The organism is Roseovarius sp. MMSF_3298, assembly GCF_030733705.1.
Taxonomy (GTDB): domain Bacteria; phylum Pseudomonadota; class Alphaproteobacteria; order Rhodobacterales; family Rhodobacteraceae; genus Roseovarius; species Roseovarius confluentis.
Window position 1 is genome coordinate 234,198 of sequence record NZ_JASHIN010000003.1, and the last position, 22,118, is coordinate 256,315.

Consider the following 22,118-nt stretch of genomic DNA (forward strand, 5'->3'; position numbering starts at 1 on the left):
AAAGGCAGCTCAAACGGGCCGACGAACGTTCGGCCCGTTTACCACGGCATTCTGCGAAATTGGCACCGTCGCGATACCACTGAACTACCGACGCGATACCGACGTGCCATTTTCGACCCTGATTCGCCCGTTAACCCTGCAACGGTGCCTTAACCGCTTCCCCGCGCAACGCCTCGTAGTAGGGCATCGCGGCCGTTGATAAATCCGCCTTCCACCCGGTCAACTCCGGCACCTCTCCCTCGGCCGATGCGAACCCGGTCGAGCCATGTACCGCCCCATACCAGTGACTGGCCCAGACCCCATCATCCGCGTGCCCGCCCTTGGGCCAGCGCAGCATGTCCGGCGTCCAGTCCAGCCCGATCCGGTCGCAAAAGGCCCGCAAGTGCCCCTCCGGATCGCGCCGTATATCCGCACTGTCGATCACCACCGGATCTCCGCCCAGCGCCTTGACCTGGTCGAACAGCTCCGCCTGCTGGCGAAACCCGATATCGTCCAGCGTGGGCTTTTCATACTTGGCCGAGAAACTCGCCACCACCCGCGCCGGATGCCGGATCAGGAACACGTTCACCACGTCCCGGATCCAGTCGCGCGGCATGCCGTCTATCATGTGCTGCGCCATATGCTTGTGGTAATAATGCTGCTTTCCCCGTGGGTTAGGCCCCATCAGACCCGCGACCACATCCGCCGGGTCGCTCGGCTGCGAGGCAATGATCTGGTCCCGCATCGGGTGCTCCAGCCCTGTCATCGTCAGGTAGGCGGCATAGAACGGCTCGTCGATCACGGCGCAATCGCCCCGCGCCGCGAACGAATACATCATCGCCGTCGACAGGTTTCGCGGCCCCGACCACATCGCGATCCGCATCAGGCGCATTCCTTCGCGATCAGGTCCCTGTACAGCCCCTGGATCTTTCGCGTCACCGGCCCGGCCTCGCCGTCGCCAATGGGCCGCCCATCGATCTCGCTCACCGGTGTCTGCGCGCCGAATGTGCCGGTCAGGAATGCTTCGTCCGCACCATAGGTGTCCACCAGAGAGTAATTCCGCTCGTAGATCGGGATGTCACTTTCCCGGCACAGGTCGATCACCTTCTGCCGCGTGATCCCGTTCATGCAGTAGTCCCCGGTCGAGGTCCAAACGGCCCCTTTACGAACGATAAAGAAATTGCAGGCATTAGTCGTGTTCACGAACCCATGCACATCCAGCATCAGGGCTTCGTCTGCACCCGCTTTTTCCGCGGCGATGCACGCCAGGATGCAGTTGAGCTTGGAATGGGAATTCAGCTTCGGGTCCTGCGTCATCGGCAAGCCCCGGATATGCGGCACCGTGGCCAGCCGTATGGGCCGCGCGATCTTGGGGCGCGAATGCTCCATGATGATCGTGATCGTCGGTCCTTGCCGCGACAGGCTGGGGTGTTGAAACGGCCGGGTCTTGATGCCCCGCGTCACCATCAGGCGGGCGTGCGCGTCCGTCGTCATCTCGTTGGCGGTCTGCGTGTCCAGAAGCGCCTGCAAGACCTCTTGCCGCGTCAGGCCAATATCGAGGTCAATCGCCTTTGCCGCTTCGAACAACCGATCAAGATGCTCGTCTACGAAAGCCCACGTCCCGTTATACAGTCGCAAACCCTCCCACACTCCATCGCCCAGCATGAACCCGCTGTCATAGACACTGACGACCGCCTCGGCCTTGGGCACAATCCGCCCGTTCAGCCAGATCAGGATGTCCTCGTTTCGCGCATCCTCTTCTGCTTGGTGTGTCGTCTGATGCTCTGCCATGCCTGTCGCCTTTCACTTTGTTACAAACCACCCCCGCGATTTGTTTCAGCCCACGCTAGGAACAGGCCATTTCGGTGCCAAGAGATAAATTCGCTTCACCGCCCCGTGACCTCACAAGCAGGTGAGTTGGAACAGTTGCACAAACGCGGCAGTTTGACCTCAGGCAAAGGGAGGCTGTGCCATGAACCATCTGCGTAACATCAAGGCGACCGTGCTCGCCATATCCATCGTCATCGGCTTTGGCGTCCAGACCAACGCCGCCAAGGCCGCAGAAACCGAAACGCTTACGGTGGCGGGCGGTTGCTTCTGGTGCGTCGAGGCGGATTTCGAATCCGTGGACGGCGTCAGCGAAGTCGTATCGGGATACACCGGCGGCACCGTGGAAAACCCCACATACAAGCAGGTCGTGCGCGGCGGAACGGGCCATTACGAGGCGGTGCAGATCGAATACGATCCGGCACAAGTCAGCCGCGAGGAACTCTTGTCGCTGTTTTTCCGCTCGGTCGATCCGACCGATGCCGGCGGCCAGTTCTGCGACCGTGGCGACAGCTATCGCACCGCGATCTTTGCCGACGGTGCCGCCGAAGAACAAGCGGCGAAGACTGCCAAGGCCAAGGCCGCCGCTACCCTCGGCCAAGATATTGTCACCCCGATCCTGTCCGCGTCGAACTTCTACGAGGCGGAAGACTATCATCAGGATTACTACAAGGGCGACCGCCTGATCATCACGCGGTTCGGCCCGAAGACCCAGGCCAAAGCCTACAAGGCATATCGCGAGGCCTGTGGCCGCGACGAACGCATCCGCCAGCTTTGGGGCGACAACGCGCCGTTCGTCGGCTCTTAACCCACGAAGGCCTGAACCTCGGCCAAGGACGGAATAGCCTCCGCCGTCCCGCGCCGCGTGACCTTCAACGCCGCCGCGAAAACGGCGCGCTCCACCGCCCGTTCGGCCGAAAAGCCGGAGTCCAGCCCGGCGGCCAGAAATCCAGCGAACGTGTCTCCCGCGCCTGTCGTATCAACCGCGTCAACCTTCGGTGCCGGGAAATTCCGTTCCGACCAGCCAGAGCTTTCCTCCAGAAGAAGGGCCCCTTGCGCCCCGCGTGTCACGACGATGGTCGGTACTCCAAGCGTTGCTACATCCCGCCCCGTGGCCTGCACCATCTGGCCGAATTCGACTTCGTTCAACACCAGGATATGCGCGTGCGGAAGTAACCCGATTACCGCCTTCTCATCATAGGGCGCAGGTACATACATCACCCTCGATCCCCGTTCCCGCGCTTGCGCCACGGCAAACGCCCTGCCCTTGGTTTCGTTCTGAAGCACCAGAAGGTCAGCCGCACCCGCCTCCGCCAAGGCCGCGGCAATCCCATGATGCGATTGCTCGTGATTGGCGCCGGGAAAGATCACGATCGCATTCTCGCCCTGCGGGTCGACGCTAATGATTGCATGCCCCGTCGGCACATCGACCTTTTTAATATGTTCCACGTCTATGCCGTACTCGGCCAACCGCGATTTGGCCCAGGCGCCATCCGGTCCCACCGCACCTATGTGGCGCACGCGTCCCCCCGCCTTTGCAATCGCTACCGACATGTTGGCGCCCTTGCCGCCCAACTCGACCGACATCGACGCCGCCGCCAGCGTCTCGCCCGGCTGCGGCAGGTGCGGCACCAGATAGACGTAGTCGGTATTCACAGAGCCCAGGTTGAAGATCATTCGCCCCTCCATCGCTTTTCACAGCTTCCGCGCATGGGCGCAGTTTTCAAGCCTTGCTTCGCTTTTGCCTTTCACCCCCTGCTCGCGATTTGTAAGCTGCCGGCCAAAGCCTATAGGGGGCAATGTGGCATCCACGACAACAACCGTGACGCCGATGATGGCGCAATATCTGGAACTGAAAGCACAGTACCAGAACGCACTTCTGTTCTACCGTATGGGTGATTTCTACGAGCTTTTTTTTGAAGACGCGGTTGCCGCCGCCGAGGCGCTGGATATCGCCCTTACCAAGCGCGGCAAACATCTGGGCGAAGATATCGCCATGTGCGGCGTGCCCGTACATTCCGCCGAGGGCTACCTTCTTACCCTTATACGCAAGGGCTTTCGCGTTGCCGTCTGCGAGCAGATGGAAGACCCCGCCGAGGCCAAGAAGCGCGGCTCGAAATCCGTGGTCAAACGTGACGTGGTGCGCCTGGTGACCCCCGGAACGCTGACCGAGGAAAGTCTGCTCGAGGCGCGCCGCCACAACTTTCTGACCGCATTCGCGAAGATACGTGAAAGCTCTGCTTTGGCCTGGGTCGATATCTCGACCGGCGCGTTTCATGTCATGCCGCTGGCCGGCCCGCGCCTGTCGCCTGAGCTCGCCCGCCTTGCGCCCAGTGAACTGATCGTGGCCGATAGTGACGAAGCCGACATTCGTGACATCACCGAGGAACATGGCATCTCGATCACCCCGCTCGGCCGCTCGGCATTTGACAGCGCAGGCGCCGAAAGGCGGCTCTGTTCTTTGTTCGACGTCAACACGCTCGAGGCCTTCGGTCAGTTCGAACGCGCAGAAATCGCCGCAATGGGCGCGATCGCCGAGTACCTGGAAATCACGCAGAAGGGAAAGCTGCCGCTCCTGCAAAAACCCGTGCGCGAGAACGAGGCGCGTGTCATTCAGATCGACGCCGCCACGCGTCGAAATCTGGAACTGACCCAGTCACTGACCGGCGGGCGGGCGGGCTCGCTTCTGTCTTGCATCGACCGTACGGTAACCGCCGGGGGCGGTCGCTTGCTCGAGCGGCGCATCTCCAGCCCCAGCCGCGTTCTGCATGTGGTTCAGGATCGCCTCGATTGCGTGGAGTTCATGGTTCAGAATGCACGGTTCTCTCAGGATCTGCGCGAAGCGCTGCGCAAGGTTCCCGACCTTGACCGGGCCTTGTCGCGTCTCGGGCTCGACCGGGGCGGCCCCCGCGACCTCGCTGCCATTCGTAACGGCCTCGCGCAAAGCGCCGAGGTTGCGCGGATGCTTGAGGGACAGGACCTGCCAAAACCGCTTCAGGAAGTGTCTTTGGCGCTGACCGGCCACGATGAGCTGCTCGACCTGCTCGATGAAGCCCTGATCGCCGAGCCGCCTTTGCTCGCCCGCGACGGAAGCTTTATCGCCGACGGCTATGACACCGAGTTGGACGAGGCGCGCAAGCTGCGCGACGAGGGGCGTAGCGTCATCGCCGGAATGCAGGCGGATTATGCAAAGACGACCGGGATTCAAAGCCTGAAGGTCAAACATAACAACGTTCTGGGTTATTTCGTCGAAGTCACCGCCACCCACGCCGACAAGATGCTGTCAGAGCCGCTCAACGAAACCTTCAAGCATCGCCAGACCACCGCGAACCAGGTCCGGTTCACCACCGTTCCGCTCAGCGAGATGGAAACCCGCATTCTCAACGCAGGCGGTCGGGCGTTGGAGATTGAAAAACGGCTCTATGACACCCTGAAGCGCGCGATTCTGGAGCGGTCCGGAGACGTATCGCTAGCGGCACGCTCACTGGCCGAGTTCGACCTCGCCGCCGGCCTTGCCGATCTCGCCCGGGCCGAACACTGGTGCCGCCCCAAGGTCGATGAAAGCCGCGCGCTCGACATCGAAGCGGGCCGTCACCCTGTTGTCGAGGCAGCCCTCCGATCGCAAGGCGGGGCACCTTTCATCGCGAATGACTGCGCTCTCGGCGAGATCAGCGATATCTGGCTGCTGACCGGGCCGAACATGGCCGGTAAATCGACCTTCCTGCGCCAGAATGCTCTTGTCGCAGTTCTCGCCCAGATGGGCAGTTACGTTCCGGCAACAAGGGCGCATATCGGGCTTGTCAGCCAACTGTTCAGCCGCGTCGGCGCCTCTGACGATCTGGCCCGTGGCCGCTCCACTTTCATGGTCGAAATGGTGGAAACCGCGGCCATTCTGAACCAGGCTGACAACAAGGCGCTGGTGATCCTGGACGAGATTGGCCGTGGCACGGCCACGTACGATGGGCTCAGCATCGCGTGGGCGACGTTGGAGCATCTTCATGAAACCAACCGCTGCCGCGCCCTTTTCGCTACGCATTACCACGAACTGACACGGCTGAGCGACAAGCTGGAGCGCGTGGATAATGCCACCGTCGCTGTTAAAGAGCATGAGGGCGACGTGATCTTCATGCACGAGGTCCGGCGTGGCGCAGCGGATCGCAGCTATGGCGTGCAGGTGGCGAAGCTGGCCGGTTTGCCCGCCGCTGTAGTTGAGCGCGCCCGCGTCGTTCTGGATGCTTTGGAAAAGGGCGAGCGCGAGGGCGGCGGCAAGCGTGCCGCCTTGATCGACGATCTGCCTCTTTTTGCCGCGTCCCCGCCGCCCGCACCCCAACCTGTGTCAAAAGACTCAGTGGTCGACGCGCGGCTAAAAGAAATTCAACCGGATCACCTTAGCCCCAAAGAGGCTTTGGATCTGCTCTACGAGCTGAAAGGTTTGTCTCGCGATCTCTGAGAGCGTCAGCCTGAAAAGGAAGAAACGCCCACCTGCGCCGGGCGCAAGATACGGTCGTACAACATGAAGCCCTGTGCCGAAACCTGGATGATCTCACCCGCCTTGGTGCCGGGCACAGGCGCCTCGAACATTGCCTCGTGCTGTTTCGGGTCGAACTTGTCGCCCACTTGGGGATCGATCACCTGAATACCGTGCTTGGAAAACACGTTGACCAGTTCGCGCATTGTCAGCTCGACACCTTCGATCAGAGCCGCCGCTTCTTTGCGCTGTTCGTCGGTCACGGTCTCGACCGCACGCTTCAGGTTGTCGTAGACCGGCAAAATATCCCGGGCCAGCTTCGACCCGCCATAATTCTCGGCTTCCGTGCGCTCCCGCTGAGCCCGTTTCCGGGCGTTTTCGGCATCGGCAAGGGCCCGCATGAACTTGTCTTGGAACGCGTCACGCTCAGCCCGCAGCGCCTCGATTTGATGCTCCGGGCTTTCCGGAGCGTCTTCTTCGGTCATTGCAGCGTGCTCTTCTTCTTCCGCTTGCTCCACGTCGTCCAGAAACGGGTCTTCTTTCGACTGTGCCATGCTCATCCTCTACTTTCGGTCCGCGATCAGCTTTCCGACAAGCTGCGCGGTGTAATCCACGATTGGAACAATTCGACCGTAGTTCAAGCGCGTCGGACCAATCACACCGACCGCGCCCACGATCTTACGATCAGCGTTCATATATGGAGAGACCACCAAAGAGGAACCCGAAAGTGAGAAAAGTTTGTTCTCTGACCCGATAAAAATGCGCACACCCTCGCCTTGATCGGTCAATTCGAGAAATTCTGCGATGTCTCGTTTCCGTTCAAGGTCGTCGAACAGGGTTTTCATCCGGTCAAGGTCCTCCTGTTCAACCTCTGAGTTGATCAGATTCGCACGCCCCCGCACGATCAACCTCTCGTAACTGTCAGCCTCGCCCTCCCATACGGCCAGCCCACTTTCGACCAATTGATGCGCAAGTCCGTCGATTTCCTGGCGACGATTGTCGATCTCTTTGGCGATGACCGTCTGGACATCGGAAAGTGTTTTTCCCTCGATCAGGGCATTCAGAAAATTTGCCGCCTCTCTCATCGAGCTTGGCGTCTGTCCCGGCGGCGGATGGAAGATACGGTTCTCGACATGCCCGTCGGCGAAAACCAGAACAACCAGCGCTCTATCGTGGCCCAGCGCGACGAACTCGATATGCTTGATCGGCGCTTCGCGCTTCGGCGCCAAAACCAGCGAGGCGCCCTGTGTCACACCAGAAAGAGCAGAGCCGATCCGATCCAGCGCAAGACTGACGTCATCCGAGTTGGAGCCCAACGTCGCGTCGATCTTCTCCCGATCATTCAGTTCAAGGTCGCTGACCTCCAGCAGTCCGTCGACGAACATCCTGAGGCCCTGCTGCGTCGGGACGCGCCCGGCCGAGACATGAGGGCTGTCCAGCAGCCCAAGGTACTCGAGGTCCTGCATCACATTTCGAATAGTCGCCGCGGACACTTTCTCGCTCATGTCGCGGGTCAGCGTACGCGACCCCACAGGATCGCCGGTGGCGAGATACCCTTCGACAACCCGCCGAAACACTTCCCGCGAGCGGTCGTTCATCTCTTCGAGGATCTGTCGCGCGTTATCCATCTTCATTTCTGTCACCCCGTGAAGTGCCATTAATAACGGCTTGCCGAAAAGGTCAATCGGGGTTGCTATCAGGTTTCGGTCGCCTGTATCCCGAACAGGCAAACAAGGAGATCTGGCATGCGTCCTTCGGGAAGAGACTTAAGTGAAATGCGCGCGGTTTCAATCGAAACGGGCGTGACCAAACATGCCGAAGGATCCTGCATGATCCGCATCGGCGACACCCACGTCCTGTGTACCGCAACGATCGAGGATCGTGTTCCGCCGTTCATCAAGGGCTCCGGCCTCGGCTGGGTCACGGCAGAGTACGGAATGCTGCCGCGTTCGACCACGTCGCGTATGCGGCGCGAGGCATCTGCAGGCAAACAGGGTGGACGGACCGTTGAGATTCAGCGCCTCATCGGGCGCAGTCTGCGCGCCGGTGTCGATCGTGTGGCCTTGGGCGAACGTCAGATCACCGTCGATTGCGATGTAATTCAGGCTGATGGTGGAACACGTTGCGCCTCCATTACCGGAGGTTGGGTCGCGCTGCGCCTTGCGGTCAACAAACTGCTCAAAATCGGCGACATACTCAGTGACCCGCTCGTCGATCCCGTGGCCGCCGTCAGCTGTGGCATTTATGCGGGCCAGCCCGTCCTTGATCTGGACTACCCGGAGGACAGCGACGCCGGTGTCGACGGCAATTTCATCATGACCGGCACCGGCCGCCTCATTGAGGTCCAGATGAGTGCCGAGGGTGCAACCTTCAGCCGGACCGAGATGGAGAGCCTCATGGACCTCGCGGAAAAAGGCGTCGGCGAGCTTGTCGCGATACAGAAAGCGGCTGCGGATGCGTAAGTTCTCGGGCGATACACTTCTGGTTGCCACCCACAACGCGGGCAAACTTGAAGAGATCGTAACGTTGCTTGAACCCTACGGTATCAAGGTCGTCGGCGCCGCAGCAATGCAACTGGGCGAGCCCGATGAAACCGAAACCACCTTTGTTGGCAATGCCCGGATCAAGGCCCATGCCGCCGCGCAGGCGACGGGGCTGCCTTCCTTGTCCGACGACAGTGGTATCGAGATTGACGCGCTTGGGGGCGCTCCGGGCGTTTATACAGCGGATTGGGCTGAAACAGAGACTGGTCGCGATTTTGCCATGGCGATGGTCAAGGCACATGACCGCATCCTGGAGGTTGGTGCAGCACAGCCCTGGACAGCACGGTTCTGCTGCACTTTGGTTTTGGCATGGCCCGATGGGCATGACGAAGTTTTTCCCGGCACCATTGACGGGAAAATTGTTTGGCCGATGCGCGGAACGCACGGCCACGGCTACGACCCGATTTTTCAACCGAACGGATACGACATTACCTTCGGTGAGATGGACGGGTCGGAGAAGAACAAGATCAGTCATCGCGCCGATGCGTTTGCCAAACTTGTGAAGGGCTGCTTTGACTGAGGATTGGCAGGCTGGCGGCTTTGGCCTCTACATTCATTGGCCCTTCTGCGAGGCGAAATGCCCTTATTGCGATTTCAACAGCCACGTTCGGAGCGAGATCGATCAATCGCGGTGGCTTAGAGCCTATTTGCGAGAACTTGACCGATTTGCCGAACGCCTCCCGGGCCGGGTTTTGAACTCCATTTTTTTCGGAGGTGGCACGCCAAGCCTTATGAAGCCGGAGTTGGTGGCGACCATCATCGAACATGCCTGTCGGATCTGGACGCCTGCCAACGATATCGAAATCACGCTTGAGGCGAATCCCGGTTCGGTCGAGGCGGATCGTTTCGCCGGGTTTTCCCAAGCTGGTGTAAACCGGGTGTCCCTTGGCGTTCAATCCTTTCGCGACGACGACCTGCGCCGTCTCGGGCGCATTCACAGCGCGGCAGAGGCCATCAGCGCCTATGAAATCGCCCGCGCCCATTTCAACCGGGTCAGTTTCGATCTCATTTATGCCCGGCAGGATCAAACCCTGACGGATTGGCGCCAGGAGCTTTCCGAGGCCCTTGCGCTCGCTGTCGATCACCTCTCTCTTTACCAACTCACCATCGAACCCGGCACGATCTTCTCTCAAAGGCGCGCTCGGGGCGGTCTGCGTGGCCTTCCATCGGACGATCTTGCCGCCGATATGTACGAACTGACGCAGGAACTGTGCGAAGCAGCCGGATTCAGCGCCTACGAGGTTTCAAATCACGCCAAGCCGGGCGCCGAATCCCGGCACAATCTCGTCTACTGGCGTTATGGCGACTACGTGGGCATCGGCCCCGGCGCCCATGGCCGGATCACGCTGAACGGCGCGCGACACGAGACGGAAGCCTGGTCCAACCCGGAGCAATGGCTGACGCGCTCAGAAGAAAGTAAGTCACTGAAATTATTCAGTAAAATAGATAGCGTAGATCAGAAGGCCGAGCATCTTCTGATGGGCCTGAGGATCGTCGAAGGCATTGATCTGTACAGGCACCATGCTTTGTCTGGCGCGCCAATTTCGCCGTCTAAAATAACCGAGCTAACAGAACTTGGCCTACTGGAGGTTCAGCGAGAGCGGTTATCGGTCACGCCTGCTGGCCGGCTGCTCCTTAACCGCGTCATTGCGGAACTGCTCAACGACTAACTGCCGGTTAGCTTTCGGCACAGATCGTCCAGTTCATCGAGGCTAGTATAGGAAATGGTCATGCTCCCATTCTCCGCCCCCGGCTTGTGGTTCAGCGCAACTTTCATCCCGAGGTTCGCCGCCAGATCGCCTTCCAGTGCCTTTGTATCGGCGTCCTTCTGCGCCGAGCCCTTCTTCTTCGGCTTGCCTTCATCCGAAAAAATGTTGCCCTCGCTTTTCTTGGCCAACTTCTCGGTCTCGCGCACTGACAGCCCTTTCTTCAGCACTTGGCTGGCAAGTCCGGACGGATCGTCAGATGTTATCAGGGCGCGCGCATGGCCTGCGCTCAACCTCCCGTCGCGCAAATATGTCAGGACGTCATCTGGCAAACCAAGCAAACGAACAAGGTTCGCAATGTAACTGCGACTCTTACCCAAGGCCTGGGCCAGCTTTTCCTGGGTGTGACCGAACCGCTCCATTAGCTGGCTGTATCCAGCCGCTTCTTCGACTGGATTCAGGTCGGCGCGCTGGATATTCTCAATAATGGCGACTTCCAGAACCTCGGTATCGTCAAACTCCCGAACGATTACCGGAACATCGTGAAGCTTGGCGAGTTGCGCGGCCCGCCAACGCCGTTCGCCTGCAACAATCTCGTAGGCGCCACTCTTTCTGGGGTTCGGCCGTACGATCAAAGGTTGGATGATGCCCTTTGCCCCGATCGACGACGCAAGGTCTTGCATCGCTGCTTCGTCGAAGTCCCGCCGCGGCTGGTCGGGATTCGGCTCGATCTTTTCGATCGGTACCGCCTTGTCCGCAGCCTTTGCCGCGTTCTCGGGCGCATCTTGCGACTCTGCCACATCTGACATCAACGCCGACAACCCCCGTCCCAGGCCTCGTTTTGATCTGTTTTCGGACATCCCGCTCTCCTTACGCCGCCTGGCGCTTGTTGTTTTGTACCAGTTCCCGTGCAAGCGCACGGTACGCCTCCGCACCTTTGGATGCCGGGTCGTAGGAAAGCACCGGAAGGGCATAAGATGGCGCTTCGCTCACCCTGACATTACGCGGAATTTTCGTCTGAAACACCAGTGACCCAAGGTTGTCGCGGGCATCTTGTTCGACTTGTGATGACAGATTGTTCCGGCCGTCATACATGGTCAAGACAACACCTTCGATCCGTAAATCCTTGTTCGCGGACTGACGTACCTCGCGCACCGTCAACATCAGCTGAGACAACCCCTCGAGTGCGAAGAATTCGGATTGCAATGGCACAAGAACGGAGTGCGCCGCCACCATCGCGTTCACGGTCAGAAGATTAAGCGAAGGCGGGCAGTCGATCAGAATGAAATCGAACGCAAAACCGTCCATTGCGGGCTGACGCAGCGCGTCATGCAAAAGAAAGCTTCGCTTTTCGTTCGAAATAAGCTCCATGTCCGCAGAACTCAGATCGACCGTGGCAGGCACGATACTCAAGTTGTCCTGAGCCGTTTTTTGGATTACCCGGCCAAGCTCGATTTCCTCAAGCAAAAGCTCGTATGTGGTGTATTCCCGCTCGCCAGGCTCAACTCCCAAGCCGGTCGATGCGTTGCCCTGTGGATCAAGATCGACAATCAAAACCTTGAACCCGTCCTCTGACAAGGCGGCTGCCAGATTTATTGTTGTTGTGGTTTTTCCGACGCCGCCTTTCTGATTTGCGATCGCGATGATTTTCGGTCCGGCAGTGCGCGTGAGATCAAGCACGGCATACTCCTGAAATGCGTAGAATGACGGATTTTGTGTTCGTCTTGCTTTTAGCAACTTGGTGGTCGAAACGCCACTTCGATTGCGCCTCAGTCACTTCTGTTCGCCAGTTTTCGCCCTTTGGAAACAGCATTACACCGCCTTTTGCTGAATGCCCGTGCGACAACGAAAGAAGCTTTGGCAATTCCGCCAAAGCACGTGCCGATATAACGCAAGCCTGCAACGGCGGGATCTCTTCGATACGACGAGAGATTACGTTTGCCTTGATCGAGGTTTCCCTTAATACGCTACGGAGAAATGTGCATTTTCGATGGTCCGATTCCACAAGTGTCATAGAAAGTTTTGGCTGAATTTCTGCGGCAATAATAGCGACAACCAAGCCTGGAAAACCACCACCGGCGCCAAGATCTGCCCATGTTTTCGCATCCGAAGGCGCAAGCTCCAAGATCTGCGCAGAATCGACAAAGTGTCGGCGCCAAAGATCATCAATAGTCGACTTGGAGACGAGGTTGATCTTGGGGTTCCATTTTCTGAGCGCGTCTGCGTAATGCTCCAGCTTTTGGATTGTTTCACGTGAAACACGCAAGTCGCCAATGACGCTCATGCCGACCTAGATCTTTTTTGCTGGCGGAGCTTGGCCAATATGATTGTCAAAGCAGCCGGCGTCATTCCGTCGATTCTACTCGCTTGGGAAAGGTTTTCCGGTCGTGCAGCAGTCAGCTTACTTTTCAGCTCACTCGATAATCCTTCGACACAACTGAAGTCGAAGCCATTCGGTATCGCGTGCTTTTCGTCGTTCTTCATAAGCTCGACATCACGGTTCTGACGCTCGATATAATTCGCGTAAAGCGCATCCCTCTCAAGCTGGCGACGCGATTCCACATCAATCTCGGAAAGAGATGGGTCAAGAGCGAGCAGATCTTCGAACTGTACGTCAGGATACGCAAGCAGCGCAAACCCATCACGCTTCGACCCATCCTCGTTTACTTTGATGCCCGCTGTATTCAACTGTTTGGGTGTGTAGCTTTGTGCGCTGATCTTGTCCTTACCGGCCTCGAGCCGCTCCATCTTTTCGCCAAAGGCGGCACGACGGTTTTCCCCGACACACCCCAAGCTCAAACCGATAGGTGTCAGGCGTTGGTCCGCATTGTCTGCTCTCAGCGACAACCGGAACTCTGCGCGGGACGTGAACATTCTGTACGGCTCCGTCACGCCACGCATGGTCAGATCATCGATCATGACCCCGATATAGCTTTCAGAGCGTTTGAAAATGACCGGCTCACGCCGCAAAGCCGAGAGCGCAGCGTTCAATCCTGCCACCACCCCTTGCGCGGCGGCCTCTTCATAACCGGTAGTCCCATTGATTTGACCAGCCAAATAAAGTCCGGGCACCGATCGTACCGCGAGCGTCGTATCTAGCGCCCGGGGGTCCACGTAATCGTATTCTATCGCGTAACCAGGCTGAAGAATCTCAGCATTCTCAAGGCCGTTAATCGAGTGAACGTACTCTTGCTGGATGTCTTCTGGCAACGATGTCGAAATACCGTTCGGGTAAATCACATCATCAGACAGGCTTTCCGGCTCAAGGAAGATCTGGTGAGACTGTTTGTCCGCAAATCGCACGATCTTATCCTCGATGGAGGGGCAGTAGCGTGGTCCGACCCCATATATATGCCCACCGTACATGGCTGAGCGCTTAAGATTGGCTCGAATGATGTCGTGTGTAGTCTCGTTGGTATGCGTAATCCCGCATGAAATCTGCCGGGCCGTTGGCGCCTTGGACATGAAGGAAAACATCACCGGATCTTCATCTGCCGGCTGCACGTCCAGCCCATCCCAATTGATCGTCTTTCCGTTCAGCCTGGGCGGTGTGCCCGTCTTGAGCCGCCCCAAGGGCAGTCCGAATTCATCAATTCGCTCGGCAAGCTTTACAGATGGCTTGTCTCCCATACGACCGCCGGGGCGCGAGACGTCGCCAATGTGAATGACACCGCGCAAAAATGTACCGGTCGTCAGCACCACTGAATGCGCAGAAATGCTGCTGCCATCCGCAAGCAGTACGCCTGCGACCGCTTCGCCCTCAAACAGAAAATCTGCCGCCTCACCCTCAATGACGGAGAGATTCGGCTGCGCAGCAATCTCTCGTTGTATCACCTCGCGGTAAATCTTGCGGTCAGCCTGGGTTCTAGGGCCCTGTACCGCTGGACCTTTCCGACGGTTCAAAAGACGAAACTGAATACCCGCCGCATCCGCGACGCGCCCCATGATACCGTCCAAAGCGTCAATCTCTCGTACGAGGTGCCCTTTTCCCAACCCCCCAATCGCTGGGTTGCACGACATCACACCGATAGACGCGTGTGTCAGCGTAACAAGCGCCGTGCGCGCGCCCATTCGCGCCGCCGCGTGCGCCGCGTCAGCGCCAGCGTGACCGCCGCCAATAACGATGACATCAAAATGTTTCACGTGAAACACTCCGCTATTTACCCAGGCAAAAGCTCGAGAATATTTCGTCCAAAACGTTCTCGATATCAACTCGTCCTACCAGAGAATCAAGGGCGCGCACAGCACTTCGCAGCTCTTCTGCGACAAGATCCGGTGCGCCCTCCGGAGTGTTCAGCATGTCCGTTGCAGCTTCCAGATAAGCGCTCCCGGCTTCCAAGGCCCGCTTATGCCGCAAACGCGTGGCCACCCCAGCGTTCGACGCCCTGTCTTTGAAAACATCAGTTATCCGCTGGACAAGACCGGACACCCCATGTCCCGTTGCACCGGATACGCCGTCATGCGGATTACCATAGAGATCCGCTTTTCCTACGAGCAGCAAGTCGTTCTCTTGAGGTAAAATCTCGGGCGCGCCACCTGGCTGTACGAGAAATACCCGAAGATCTGCATTCTCTGCCCGTGCCCGCGCGCGCTCGACTCCAATCGATTCGACCACGTCCTCGGTTTCCCTCAATCCCGCAGTATCGAGAAGCGTTACTGGAAGTCCGTGCAAATCCATCCGCACTTCGATGACGTCACGTGTTGTGCCCGCAACCTCAGACGTGATCGCGGCGTCACGACCGGCCAACGCATTCAAAAGCGTTGATTTGCCAATGTTCGGCGCTCCTACGATCGCAACCTCAAAACCCTCGCGGATGCGTTCTGCAGTACGGACGCCAGAAATCTGGAGGTCCAATTCACTGCGAACTTCGGACAGAAGCGCGTTCACCTCTGGCGACACGTCCTCGGGCACTTCTTCATCCGCGAAGTCTATCGTCGCCTCCAGCAAGGCCGCTGCCCGGATCAGCTTGCTACGCCAAAGCTCGCCCCGCGCGCCAAGTTCGCCGGAGAAGACCCGCTGCGCCTGCCTTCGTTGTGCTTCGGTTTCGGCGTCAATAAGATCGGCCAACCCTTCGACTTGGGCAAGGTCCAGCCGCTCGTTCTCCAGAGCACGCCGCGTGAACTCACCAGGGTCGGCCGGCCGCAATCCATTTTGCTGACCAAGCGCCTCCAGGATCGCCGAAATGACAGCGGACGAGCCGTGGCATTGAAGCTCAACCGTTGGCTCGCCCGTAAAGCTTCGATCTTCTTCGAACACGAGCACCAGTGCTTTATCGATGACCTCTCTGTTTTGCGACCGGACCGTGCGCAAAGCCGCTTGCCTTTCGCACGGCAGGTCACCCACCAACGCCCTGACCCCGGCAAATGCACCAGCGCCAGAAACACGGATGATGGCGACACCTGCCTTTCCGGGTGCCGTCGAAAGGGCAAAAATCGTGTCCATCAGTCTTCCGACAGGGTGTTACATCAAGTGTTCATCGAATCGAAGAAATCCGAGTTCGTCTTGGTCTGCTTGAGTTTTCCAAGCAGGAACTCGATAGCATCCGTCGTCCCCATCGGATTCAAGATACGACGCAGGACGTAGGTCTTTTGCAGGTCTACCTTGTCGATCAACAAGTCTTCTTTCCGCGTACCCGATTTCAAGATGTCGATGGCCGGGAACACGCGCTTATCTGCAATCTTGCGATCCAGGATCAGTTCCGAGTTACCCGTACCCTTGAATTCCTCGAAGATCACCTCGTCCATCCGGCTGCCGGTGTCGATCAGCGCGGTGGATATGATCGTCAGCGAACCACCTTCCTCGATGTTCCGGGCCGCACCAAAGAACCGTTTTGGACGTTGCAGCGCATTGGCGTCTACACCACCTGTCAGAACCTTGCCCGACGACGGCACAACAGTGTTATAAGCCCTACCAAGTCTTGTTATTGAATCGAGAAGAATAACAACATCTCGTTTATGTTCGACCAAACGCTTGGCCTTCTCGATCACCATCTCCGCCACCGCGACGTGCCGCGCGGCCGGCTCGTCAAAGGTCGAGCTGATGACTTCTCCCTTCACCGATCTCTGCATGTCCGTCACCTCTTCGGGACGTTCGTCGATCAGTAGAACGATCAGATAGCATTCGGGATGGTTCCGTTCGATGCTGGTTGCGATGTTCTGAAGGATGACGGTCTTACCCGTCCGCGGCGGCGCCACGATCAACGACCGTTGACCTTTACCGATTGGCGCGACCAGGTCGATCACCCGGGCGGACTTGTCCTTGATCGTCGGATCGTCAATTTCCATCTGAAACCGCTCGTCAGGGTAAAGCGGCGTCAGGTTGTCGAATGCGATCTTGTGCTTCGCGTTTTCCGGATCTGCAAAGTTGATCTGCGTCACCGAGGTCAGCACGAAGTACCGCTCGTTCTCCTCGGGAGCCTTGATCTCGCCTTCGATCGTGTCGCCGGTCCTCAGAGAATGTTTGCGGATCGTCTCTGGTGAGACATAGATATCATCCGGGCCCGGCAGATAATTCGCTTCCGACGAGCGCAGAAATCCGAAACCATCCTGCAAGACCTCAAGCGTTCCGTCGCCATAAACGGTCCAGCCCTCGTCAGCGCGCTCACGGAGGATCTGGAACATCATCTCGCCCTTGCGCATGGTCGAGGCATTCTCGATCTCGAGCTCTTCAGCCATCGAAAGCAGATCCTTGGCGGTCTGCTTCTTGAGATCGGACAGATTCAAACGTTCGTCAGACATGGATAGGTCCTTGCGGCATCGACGCGTGGAGCGCGCGCGTGTTCAGATTTTATATACGGAAGACGGGTAACCCGGACGGGCGCCGTTTGACGCTACCTAAGATCAGCTACGGCACGAGTCAATCTCAGAACTTCACGACCACCGCAAGAACGATGACGACCATCAGGATCGTAGGCACTTCGTTCATCATCCGGTACTGTCGGCCCGACAATGTCGCGGTACCACCGGCAAAGGCTTTTCGCTGCTGTCCAAGCCAATGGTGGAACCACGTCATGCCGAGCACACCGGCCAGCTTGAGATATGGCCACACAGCGCTCCAGTCCACGATACCCGGCGTGGCGACCAGTATGATCCCCGCACCCCAGGCCACAATCATCGCCGGAGTCATGATGACGCGTAAAAGCTTTAGCTCCATCGTCTGGAACACTTCGTCACGACTGTCACCCGGCTTGGACTGTTCTGCGTGATAAACGAAAAGACGGGGAAGGTAGAATAGCCCTGCCATCCAGGAAATCACCGCCATGATATGCAGCGCCTTCGTCCATGGATAAAGCGAGGCAAGGAGGTCTGTCATGTTTTCCCTATCTACGTTCTCTCCTCCTAATAAATAAATATAAGAAGAAAAAGGATGATGATTTTGTAGGGGGCAGGTCAAGCTGGAGATTATGTAATTATACCCGATTTGTCCCGAGTGCCGGGATTGTGTGGATAAACTTGTTAATACCTTTTCCGAATTTCTATAATTTTCCGATAAAATGCTGAATTAAAATCGTTTTTCAGTTATCAGAGATTGAAGCTCACAGTGGATTAACTACTGTCCGAGGTCGCCTGATCGCGCTTATCCAGAAGAACAGGTTTTCCTTTTCCCCACGTGTAAAAGGCAGGCGGAAGATGACGATCTGGTGGGGTTTTCAGGTCGCCGCCGGAAGTGTTGGAAATTTCGTCGTTGTATCCCTAAAAACCCGAAGAGATATGCAACGGGATATCCACATGTCACGCAGGATAATTCTGGCCTCGGGGTCGGATATCAGGAAGACGCTGCTCCGGAACGCCGCGGTGGAATTCGAGGTGTCGCCGGCCCGCGTGGATGAGGACTCGATCCGAGATTCCATGGTGGCCGATGATGCGCCACCACGCGATATTGCCGATGCGCTGGCGGAAATGAAGGCCGTCAAGCAAAGCACGAAGCACTCCGGTGCGCTGGTCATCGGTTGCGATCAGGTTCTCAGCTTCGAGCGCCGCATCCTGTCCAAACCCGAAACGCCGGAACAGGCGCTCGATCAGCTTCGGGCGATGCGTGGCAAACGGCACGAACTGCTTTCAGCCGCAGTGATCTGCGAAGACGGCAAGCCGGTTTGGAGACATGTTGGTGTGGTACGGATGACGATGCGAGATTTTTCGGATGACTATCTCGAAGGGTATGTCACCCGTAACTGGGATAGCATCCGGCACGCCGTCGGTGCATACAAGCTGGAAGAGGAAGGCATCCGGCTGTTCAGCCAGGTTCACGGGGATTATTTCAACGTTCTTGGCCTGCCACTTCTGGAATTGCTTTCATACCTGGCATTGCGCGGAGAGATCGAGACATGACCAAGAAAAGGATTCCTCTGGCGGCCGTGATCGGATCTCCGGTTGCGCATTCGAAATCTCCGCAAATCCACAGCCATTGGCTCAAGACACACGGGATCCCCGGCTATTACGTTCCAATGGACGTCGCTGCGGATGATCTGGAAAATGTCCTGCGCACTCTTCCGAAGATGGGGTTCGTCGGCGTCAATATCACCGTTCCACACAAGGAAAAGGTGCTGGAAATCGCTGACCTGATCACCGATCGCGCCACGCTGATCGGCGCGGCCAATACGCTTATTTTCCGCAAGGACGGCAAAATCCATGCCGACAATACAGATGGCGTCGGCTTTATACAGAATCTTCGCCAGAATGCGCCTGACTGGAATCCCAAGGCTGGCCCCGCCGCTTTGCTGGGCGCTGGTGGAGCGGCACGGGCGGTTATCTCGGCGTTGCTTGAAGTCGGCGTGCCGGAAATCATGATCGCCAACCGCACGCGGGTCCGTGCCGACGCGCTGAAAACCGAGTTCGGCAAGCGGATCGTGGTGGTCGACTGGGTGCAGGCCGGGAACATGATGGAAGATGCCGCAACAGTCGTGAACACCACCGCACTTGGCATGATGGGCAAACCGCCGTTGCGCGTTCCGCTCGACGGTTTGCACAAGGGCACGCTGGTCACGGACCTTGTCTATGCCCCGCTCAAGACCCGTCTTCTGGCCGAGGCAGAGGCGCTGGGCTGCCAGACGGTTGATGGCCTGGGAATGTTGCTGCATCAGGCCGTGCCCGCGTTCGAGCGCTGGTTCGGCGTGCGTCCCGAGGTTGACAGCGCGACCCGGGCGGCAGCGCTCCGATGACCTTCAAGCTGGGCCTGACAGGTTCCATCGGAATGGGAAAATCGACCACGGCAAAACTCTTTGCCGAAAACGGCTGTGCGGTTTGGGATGCCGACGCGGCGGTTCATCGTCTTTACGCTCGGGGCGGTGCGGCAGTCGCCCCCATCGGCCGCGCCTTCCCTACAGCGGTCAAAGACGGCTCGGTGTCGCGCGACCGACTCAAGGCACTTATCGCCGAAGATCCACATGACCTCGAAACCATCGAAAGCATCGTCCATCCCCTCGTTGCTCGAGACCGTGCGGCTTTCTTGGCCGGTACAGACGCTGATATTACGGTGCTGGATATTCCCCTGCTGTTCGAAACCGGCGGCGACGCGCAGATGGACGCCACCGTCTGCGTCACCGTGTCCGCCGAAACTCAGAAGGACCGCGTTTTGGCCCGTGGCACCATGACCGAAGACCAGTTCAACGCGATCCTGTCCAAGCAGATGCCCGACGAGGAAAAACGCGCCCGCGCCGACTTTGTCATCGTGACCGATACGCTTGAACATGCCCGCGTGCAGGTTCAGAATATCCTCAAGGACATCCGAAGCAGGCAGAACCATGCGTGAAATCGTACTCGATACCGAAACCACGGGCTTCGATCCCGAACAGGGCGACCGTATCGTCGAGATCGGCGCGGTGGAACTTTACAACCACATGCCGACGGGCCGCACCTTTCACGAATACATCAATCCGCTTCGCTCCATGCCGCAGGAAGCGTTTGAGGTTCACGGTCTTGGCGATGATTTTCTGCGCGACAAACCCGTATTCGAGAAGATCGCCCAAAGCTTCGTCGATTTCATTTCAGACGCCAAGCTGGTGATCCATAATGCGGCCTTTGACATGAAGTTCCTGAACGCCGAGCTTGGCTGGCTCAACATGCCTAAAATTCCCTGGGAACAGGCAATCGACACCCTCGACATAGCAAGGCGCAAGTTTCCGGGCTCACCTGCATCGCTTGATGCACTGTGCCGCCGGTTCAGTATCGACAATTCATCGCGGACTCTGCACGGGGCTCTGCTCGACTCCGAGATCTTGGCCGAGGTTTACCTGGAACTGATTGGTGGCCGACAGCCGGATTTCGGACTGGCTGGCGCTTATTCTCCGGAAACCACGGAAGACAGCGCCGAAACCGACTGGCATCCCGGACCACGGTCGAAACCGCTGCCGTCTCGCCTGAATGAAGAAGAACGCGCCGCACACCAGGCATTCGTGGAACACATGGGCGACGGCGCGCTCTGGAAACAACTGACTTAGGCGTCGGGCGTCGGTTTTTCCTCTGCCGCGGCGGCTTGGCGGCGTTTGATCTCGTTGCGGTAAAGCTGCACGAAATCGATCGTCTCAAGGTTCAGCGGTGGGAAGCCCCCGTCCCGCGTCACATCGCTGACGATGCGGCGAACGAACGGGAAGATCATCCGCGGACATTCGATCAGAAGGAAAGGATGCATCTGGTCGTCCGGCACATCCTCGATCTGGAATACGCCGACGTATTCCAACTCTAACAGAAACAGGGTTTCTTCAGTGCCCTTGTTCTTTGACGTGATCACAAGCTTGATCATGACTTCGAACTGATGCTCAGCAGACCGCTTCTTTGCGTCGAGGTTTACCGCGACCTGAACATCGGGGTTCACCTCGCCACCCGATCCACGCTGGGCCAATGCGTTCTCGAACGACATGTCCCGAATGAACTGCGTCAGCACGTTCATTTTCGGTCCGGTTTGTGTAGCTTGGGCGTCCGTCTTGGCGGCACCGTTATTCTGTTCGGCCATGTACTGTCTCCAGGCGGAAAAATTCATCGTGCGAAGCATTAGCAGGATGCCGAACGCGCCTCAATGCTTTGCATATCAGTGGCGGGTCCAGCCCGAACTGCCATGCGTCGGCGTCTTCGGCGGATCCACTTCCTCGTATTGGCCTTCGATAACGTCATCCCGCTGGCGCGGTCCCGGCTTTCGCTTCATGTCGCGCGGGCCTTCGGGGCCCATTTCGAAACGCCGTACCTTGATCCGCTTGCGAAGAAATTGGAACAGCGATTTGCGAATGGGCGGTGCAAGTAGCGAGAACCCCACCGCGTCTGTAAAGAACCCCGGTGTTAGCAGAAGCGCACCGGCAATCAGGATCATGGCGCCGTGGGCCAGCGGCTCGGTCGGATCATCCAATTTCTGAAACGACGACCGAAGCTGCCCGATGGCCATTGCCCCCTGCGTGCGCACCAGCCAAGTGCCGATGATCGCGGTCAGTACCACAATCCCTAGCGTCGGCCACAAACCGATGAACCCGCCAACTTGAATAAACAGAGCGATTTCGACAAGCGGCACCAACAGAAAGGCTACAAATAGCCACATGAGCACGATCCTCCTTGGTTTCTAAAGGCGGGTACGGTGGACTCGCCCGGATCAACACCCTACATAAGAACAAC

23 protein-coding genes are annotated in these 22,118 nt (G+C 58.1%); 9 read left to right on the forward strand and 14 right to left on the reverse strand.

The window, feature by feature from the left end; all coding sequences use genetic code 11:
• Positions 1 to 130: 130 nt before the first annotated feature.
• The gene (locus RBB18_RS04840; RefSeq protein ID WP_306110363.1) at positions 131 to 862 is read right to left on the reverse strand and encodes an HAD family hydrolase; all 732 of its coding nucleotides are present in this window, start codon (positions 860 to 862) and stop codon (positions 131 to 133) included.
• Positions 862 to 1,770 carry a D-amino acid aminotransferase gene (locus tag RBB18_RS04845; protein WP_306110364.1) on the reverse strand — a complete coding sequence of 303 codons (909 nt, stop codon included), beginning with the start codon at positions 1,768 to 1,770 and terminating at the stop codon, positions 862 to 864. Before RBB18_RS04845 ends, RBB18_RS04840 begins: the two co-directional genes overlap by 1 nt.
• 181 nt (positions 1,771 to 1,951) lie before the next feature.
• On the opposite strand from RBB18_RS04845, the gene msrA reads away from it, so the two are divergent.
• Positions 1,952 to 2,614 carry a peptide-methionine (S)-S-oxide reductase MsrA gene (gene msrA / locus RBB18_RS04850; protein WP_274592771.1) on the forward strand — a complete coding sequence of 221 codons (663 nt, stop codon included), beginning with the start codon at positions 1,952 to 1,954 and terminating at the stop codon, positions 2,612 to 2,614.
• On the opposite strand, the gene RBB18_RS04855 is transcribed toward msrA, so the two are convergent.
• Positions 2,611 to 3,483, reverse strand: coding sequence for a ribokinase (locus RBB18_RS04855; protein ID WP_306110365.1), 873 nt, complete (start codon positions 3,481 to 3,483; stop codon positions 2,611 to 2,613). The two genes, msrA and RBB18_RS04855, sit on opposite strands and share 4 nt — an antisense overlap.
• 154 nt (positions 3,484 to 3,637) lie before the next feature.
• On the opposite strand from RBB18_RS04855, the gene mutS reads away from it, so the two are divergent.
• Positions 3,638 to 6,256, forward strand: a complete 2,619-nt coding sequence (mutS, locus tag RBB18_RS04860; RefSeq protein ID WP_103762607.1) for a DNA mismatch repair protein MutS — start codon at positions 3,638 to 3,640, stop codon at positions 6,254 to 6,256.
• Between the two features lie 5 nt (positions 6,257 to 6,261).
• Here the strand turns inward: mutS and RBB18_RS04865 are convergent, their stop codons facing one another.
• Positions 6,262 to 6,828, reverse strand: a complete 567-nt coding sequence (locus tag RBB18_RS04865) for a nucleotide exchange factor GrpE (RefSeq protein ID WP_103762985.1) — start codon at positions 6,826 to 6,828, stop codon at positions 6,262 to 6,264.
• 9 nt (positions 6,829 to 6,837) lie between these two features.
• Positions 6,838 to 7,902 (reverse strand): heat-inducible transcriptional repressor HrcA, encoded by a 1,065-nt coding sequence (gene hrcA / locus RBB18_RS04870; protein ID WP_103762984.1) that lies wholly within the window; start codon positions 7,900 to 7,902, stop codon positions 6,838 to 6,840.
• 117 nt (positions 7,903 to 8,019) lie between these two features.
• Here hrcA and rph point away from each other — a divergent pair, with 117 nt between their 5' ends.
• From rph to hemW, 3 genes are read left to right on the forward strand one after another with little or no spacing between them, the layout of a single operon-like run.
• On the forward strand, positions 8,020 to 8,736 hold the full coding sequence (gene rph, locus RBB18_RS04875) for a ribonuclease PH (RefSeq protein WP_103762606.1): 717 nt from the start codon (positions 8,020 to 8,022) through the stop codon (positions 8,734 to 8,736).
• Positions 8,729 to 9,337, forward strand: coding sequence for an RdgB/HAM1 family non-canonical purine NTP pyrophosphatase (gene rdgB / locus RBB18_RS04880; RefSeq protein ID WP_103762605.1), 609 nt, complete (start codon positions 8,729 to 8,731; stop codon positions 9,335 to 9,337). The genes rph and rdgB overlap by 8 nt, the downstream gene beginning before the upstream one ends.
• A complete protein-coding gene (hemW, locus tag RBB18_RS04885; protein WP_306110366.1) occupies positions 9,330 to 10,487 on the forward strand; it encodes a radical SAM family heme chaperone HemW in 1,158 nt (385 codons plus the stop codon). The genes rdgB and hemW overlap by 8 nt, the downstream gene beginning before the upstream one ends.
• Here the strand turns inward: hemW and RBB18_RS04890 are convergent.
• The 7 genes from RBB18_RS04890 to hemJ all read right to left on the reverse strand — a co-directional run bounded on the left by RBB18_RS04890 (position 10,484) and on the right by hemJ (position 17,835).
• Complete coding sequence (locus RBB18_RS04890; protein WP_103762603.1) at positions 10,484 to 11,383, reverse strand: ParB/RepB/Spo0J family partition protein; 900 nt, start codon at positions 11,381 to 11,383, stop codon at positions 10,484 to 10,486. The two genes, hemW and RBB18_RS04890, sit on opposite strands and share 4 nt — an antisense overlap.
• Before the next feature lie 10 nt (positions 11,384 to 11,393).
• Entirely contained in the window at positions 11,394 to 12,203 is an 810-nt protein-coding gene (locus RBB18_RS04895) for a ParA family protein (RefSeq protein WP_103762602.1), read from the reverse strand.
• Positions 12,196 to 12,807 carry a 16S rRNA (guanine(527)-N(7))-methyltransferase RsmG gene (rsmG, locus tag RBB18_RS04900; RefSeq protein ID WP_274592766.1) on the reverse strand — a complete coding sequence of 204 codons (612 nt, stop codon included), beginning with the start codon at positions 12,805 to 12,807 and terminating at the stop codon, positions 12,196 to 12,198. Before rsmG ends, RBB18_RS04895 begins: the two co-directional genes overlap by 8 nt.
• On the reverse strand, positions 12,804 to 14,675 hold the full coding sequence (mnmG, locus tag RBB18_RS04905) for a tRNA uridine-5-carboxymethylaminomethyl(34) synthesis enzyme MnmG (RefSeq protein ID WP_306110367.1): 1,872 nt from the start codon (positions 14,673 to 14,675) through the stop codon (positions 12,804 to 12,806). Before mnmG ends, rsmG begins: the two co-directional genes overlap by 4 nt.
• A gap of 4 nt (positions 14,676 to 14,679) precedes the next feature.
• Positions 14,680 to 15,966, reverse strand: a complete 1,287-nt coding sequence (gene mnmE, locus RBB18_RS04910) for a tRNA uridine-5-carboxymethylaminomethyl(34) synthesis GTPase MnmE (protein ID WP_306110368.1) — start codon at positions 15,964 to 15,966, stop codon at positions 14,680 to 14,682.
• A gap of 23 nt (positions 15,967 to 15,989) precedes the next feature.
• A complete protein-coding gene (gene rho, locus RBB18_RS04915) occupies positions 15,990 to 17,261 on the reverse strand; it encodes a transcription termination factor Rho (protein ID WP_103762599.1) in 1,272 nt (423 codons plus the stop codon).
• Positions 17,262 to 17,385: 124 nt separating this feature from the next.
• Positions 17,386 to 17,835, reverse strand: coding sequence for a protoporphyrinogen oxidase HemJ (gene hemJ / locus RBB18_RS04920; RefSeq protein ID WP_306110369.1), 450 nt, complete (start codon positions 17,833 to 17,835; stop codon positions 17,386 to 17,388).
• 416 nt (positions 17,836 to 18,251) lie between these two features.
• On the opposite strand from hemJ, the gene RBB18_RS04925 reads away from it, so the two are divergent.
• Genes RBB18_RS04925 through dnaQ form a run of 4 tightly spaced genes read left to right on the forward strand, consistent with a single transcriptional unit; the run spans position 18,252 to position 20,959 of the window.
• Positions 18,252 to 18,851, forward strand: a complete 600-nt coding sequence (locus RBB18_RS04925) for a nucleoside triphosphate pyrophosphatase (protein WP_274592958.1) — start codon at positions 18,252 to 18,254, stop codon at positions 18,849 to 18,851.
• Positions 18,848 to 19,681 (forward strand): shikimate dehydrogenase, encoded by an 834-nt coding sequence (locus RBB18_RS04930; protein ID WP_306110370.1) that lies wholly within the window; start codon positions 18,848 to 18,850, stop codon positions 19,679 to 19,681. Before RBB18_RS04925 ends, RBB18_RS04930 begins: the two co-directional genes overlap by 4 nt.
• On the forward strand, positions 19,678 to 20,271 hold the full coding sequence (gene coaE, locus RBB18_RS04935; protein WP_306110371.1) for a dephospho-CoA kinase: 594 nt from the start codon (positions 19,678 to 19,680) through the stop codon (positions 20,269 to 20,271). The genes RBB18_RS04930 and coaE overlap by 4 nt, the downstream gene beginning before the upstream one ends.
• On the forward strand, positions 20,264 to 20,959 hold the full coding sequence (gene dnaQ / locus RBB18_RS04940; protein WP_103762595.1) for a DNA polymerase III subunit epsilon: 696 nt from the start codon (positions 20,264 to 20,266) through the stop codon (positions 20,957 to 20,959). Before coaE ends, dnaQ begins: the two co-directional genes overlap by 8 nt.
• Here the strand turns inward: dnaQ and secB are convergent.
• On the reverse strand, positions 20,956 to 21,471 hold the full coding sequence (gene secB, locus RBB18_RS04945; protein WP_103762981.1) for a protein-export chaperone SecB: 516 nt from the start codon (positions 21,469 to 21,471) through the stop codon (positions 20,956 to 20,958). The two genes, dnaQ and secB, sit on opposite strands and share 4 nt — an antisense overlap.
• A gap of 75 nt (positions 21,472 to 21,546) precedes the next feature.
• Entirely contained in the window at positions 21,547 to 22,044 is a 498-nt protein-coding gene (locus tag RBB18_RS04950) for an FxsA family protein (protein WP_103762594.1), read from the reverse strand.
• Between the last annotated feature and the right edge of the window lie 74 nt (positions 22,045 to 22,118).

What these genes read in the sequence shown, in the direction of transcription:
- RBB18_RS04840 (WP_306110363.1), bottom strand. Translation starts at nt 862, where the DNA reads ATGCGGATCGCGATGTGGTCGGGGCCGCGAAACCTGTCGACGGCGATG.
- RBB18_RS04845 (WP_306110364.1), bottom strand. Translation starts at nt 1,770, where the DNA reads ATGGCAGAGCATCAGACGACACACCAAGCAGAAGAGGATGCGCGAAAC.
- msrA (WP_274592771.1), top strand. Translation starts at nt 1,952, where the DNA reads ATGAACCATCTGCGTAACATCAAGGCGACCGTGCTCGCCATATCCATC.
- RBB18_RS04855 (WP_306110365.1), bottom strand. Translation starts at nt 3,483, where the DNA reads ATGATCTTCAACCTGGGCTCTGTGAATACCGACTACGTCTATCTGGTG.
- mutS (WP_103762607.1), top strand. Translation starts at nt 3,638, where the DNA reads ATGATGGCGCAATATCTGGAACTGAAAGCACAGTACCAGAACGCACTT.
- RBB18_RS04865 (WP_103762985.1), bottom strand. Translation starts at nt 6,828, where the DNA reads ATGGCACAGTCGAAAGAAGACCCGTTTCTGGACGACGTGGAGCAAGCG.
- hrcA (WP_103762984.1), bottom strand. Translation starts at nt 7,902, where the DNA reads ATGGATAACGCGCGACAGATCCTCGAAGAGATGAACGACCGCTCGCGG.
- rph (WP_103762606.1), top strand. Translation starts at nt 8,020, where the DNA reads ATGCGTCCTTCGGGAAGAGACTTAAGTGAAATGCGCGCGGTTTCAATC.
- rdgB (WP_103762605.1), top strand. Translation starts at nt 8,729, where the DNA reads ATGCGTAAGTTCTCGGGCGATACACTTCTGGTTGCCACCCACAACGCG.
- RBB18_RS04890 (WP_103762603.1), bottom strand. Translation starts at nt 11,383, where the DNA reads ATGTCCGAAAACAGATCAAAACGAGGCCTGGGACGGGGGTTGTCGGCG.
- rsmG (WP_274592766.1), bottom strand. Translation starts at nt 12,807, where the DNA reads ATGAGCGTCATTGGCGACTTGCGTGTTTCACGTGAAACAATCCAAAAG.
- mnmE (WP_306110368.1), bottom strand. Translation starts at nt 15,966, where the DNA reads ATGGACACGATTTTTGCCCTTTCGACGGCACCCGGAAAGGCAGGTGTC.
- rho (WP_103762599.1), bottom strand. Translation starts at nt 17,261, where the DNA reads ATGTCTGACGAACGTTTGAATCTGTCCGATCTCAAGAAGCAGACCGCC.
- hemJ (WP_306110369.1), bottom strand. Translation starts at nt 17,835, where the DNA reads ATGACAGACCTCCTTGCCTCGCTTTATCCATGGACGAAGGCGCTGCAT.
- RBB18_RS04925 (WP_274592958.1), top strand. Translation starts at nt 18,252, where the DNA reads ATGTCACGCAGGATAATTCTGGCCTCGGGGTCGGATATCAGGAAGACG.
- RBB18_RS04930 (WP_306110370.1), top strand. Translation starts at nt 18,848, where the DNA reads ATGACCAAGAAAAGGATTCCTCTGGCGGCCGTGATCGGATCTCCGGTT.
- coaE (WP_306110371.1), top strand. Translation starts at nt 19,678, where the DNA reads ATGACCTTCAAGCTGGGCCTGACAGGTTCCATCGGAATGGGAAAATCG.
- dnaQ (WP_103762595.1), top strand. Translation starts at nt 20,264, where the DNA reads ATGCGTGAAATCGTACTCGATACCGAAACCACGGGCTTCGATCCCGAA.
- secB (WP_103762981.1), bottom strand. Translation starts at nt 21,471, where the DNA reads ATGGCCGAACAGAATAACGGTGCCGCCAAGACGGACGCCCAAGCTACA.
- RBB18_RS04950 (WP_103762594.1), bottom strand. Translation starts at nt 22,044, where the DNA reads ATGTGGCTATTTGTAGCCTTTCTGTTGGTGCCGCTTGTCGAAATCGCT.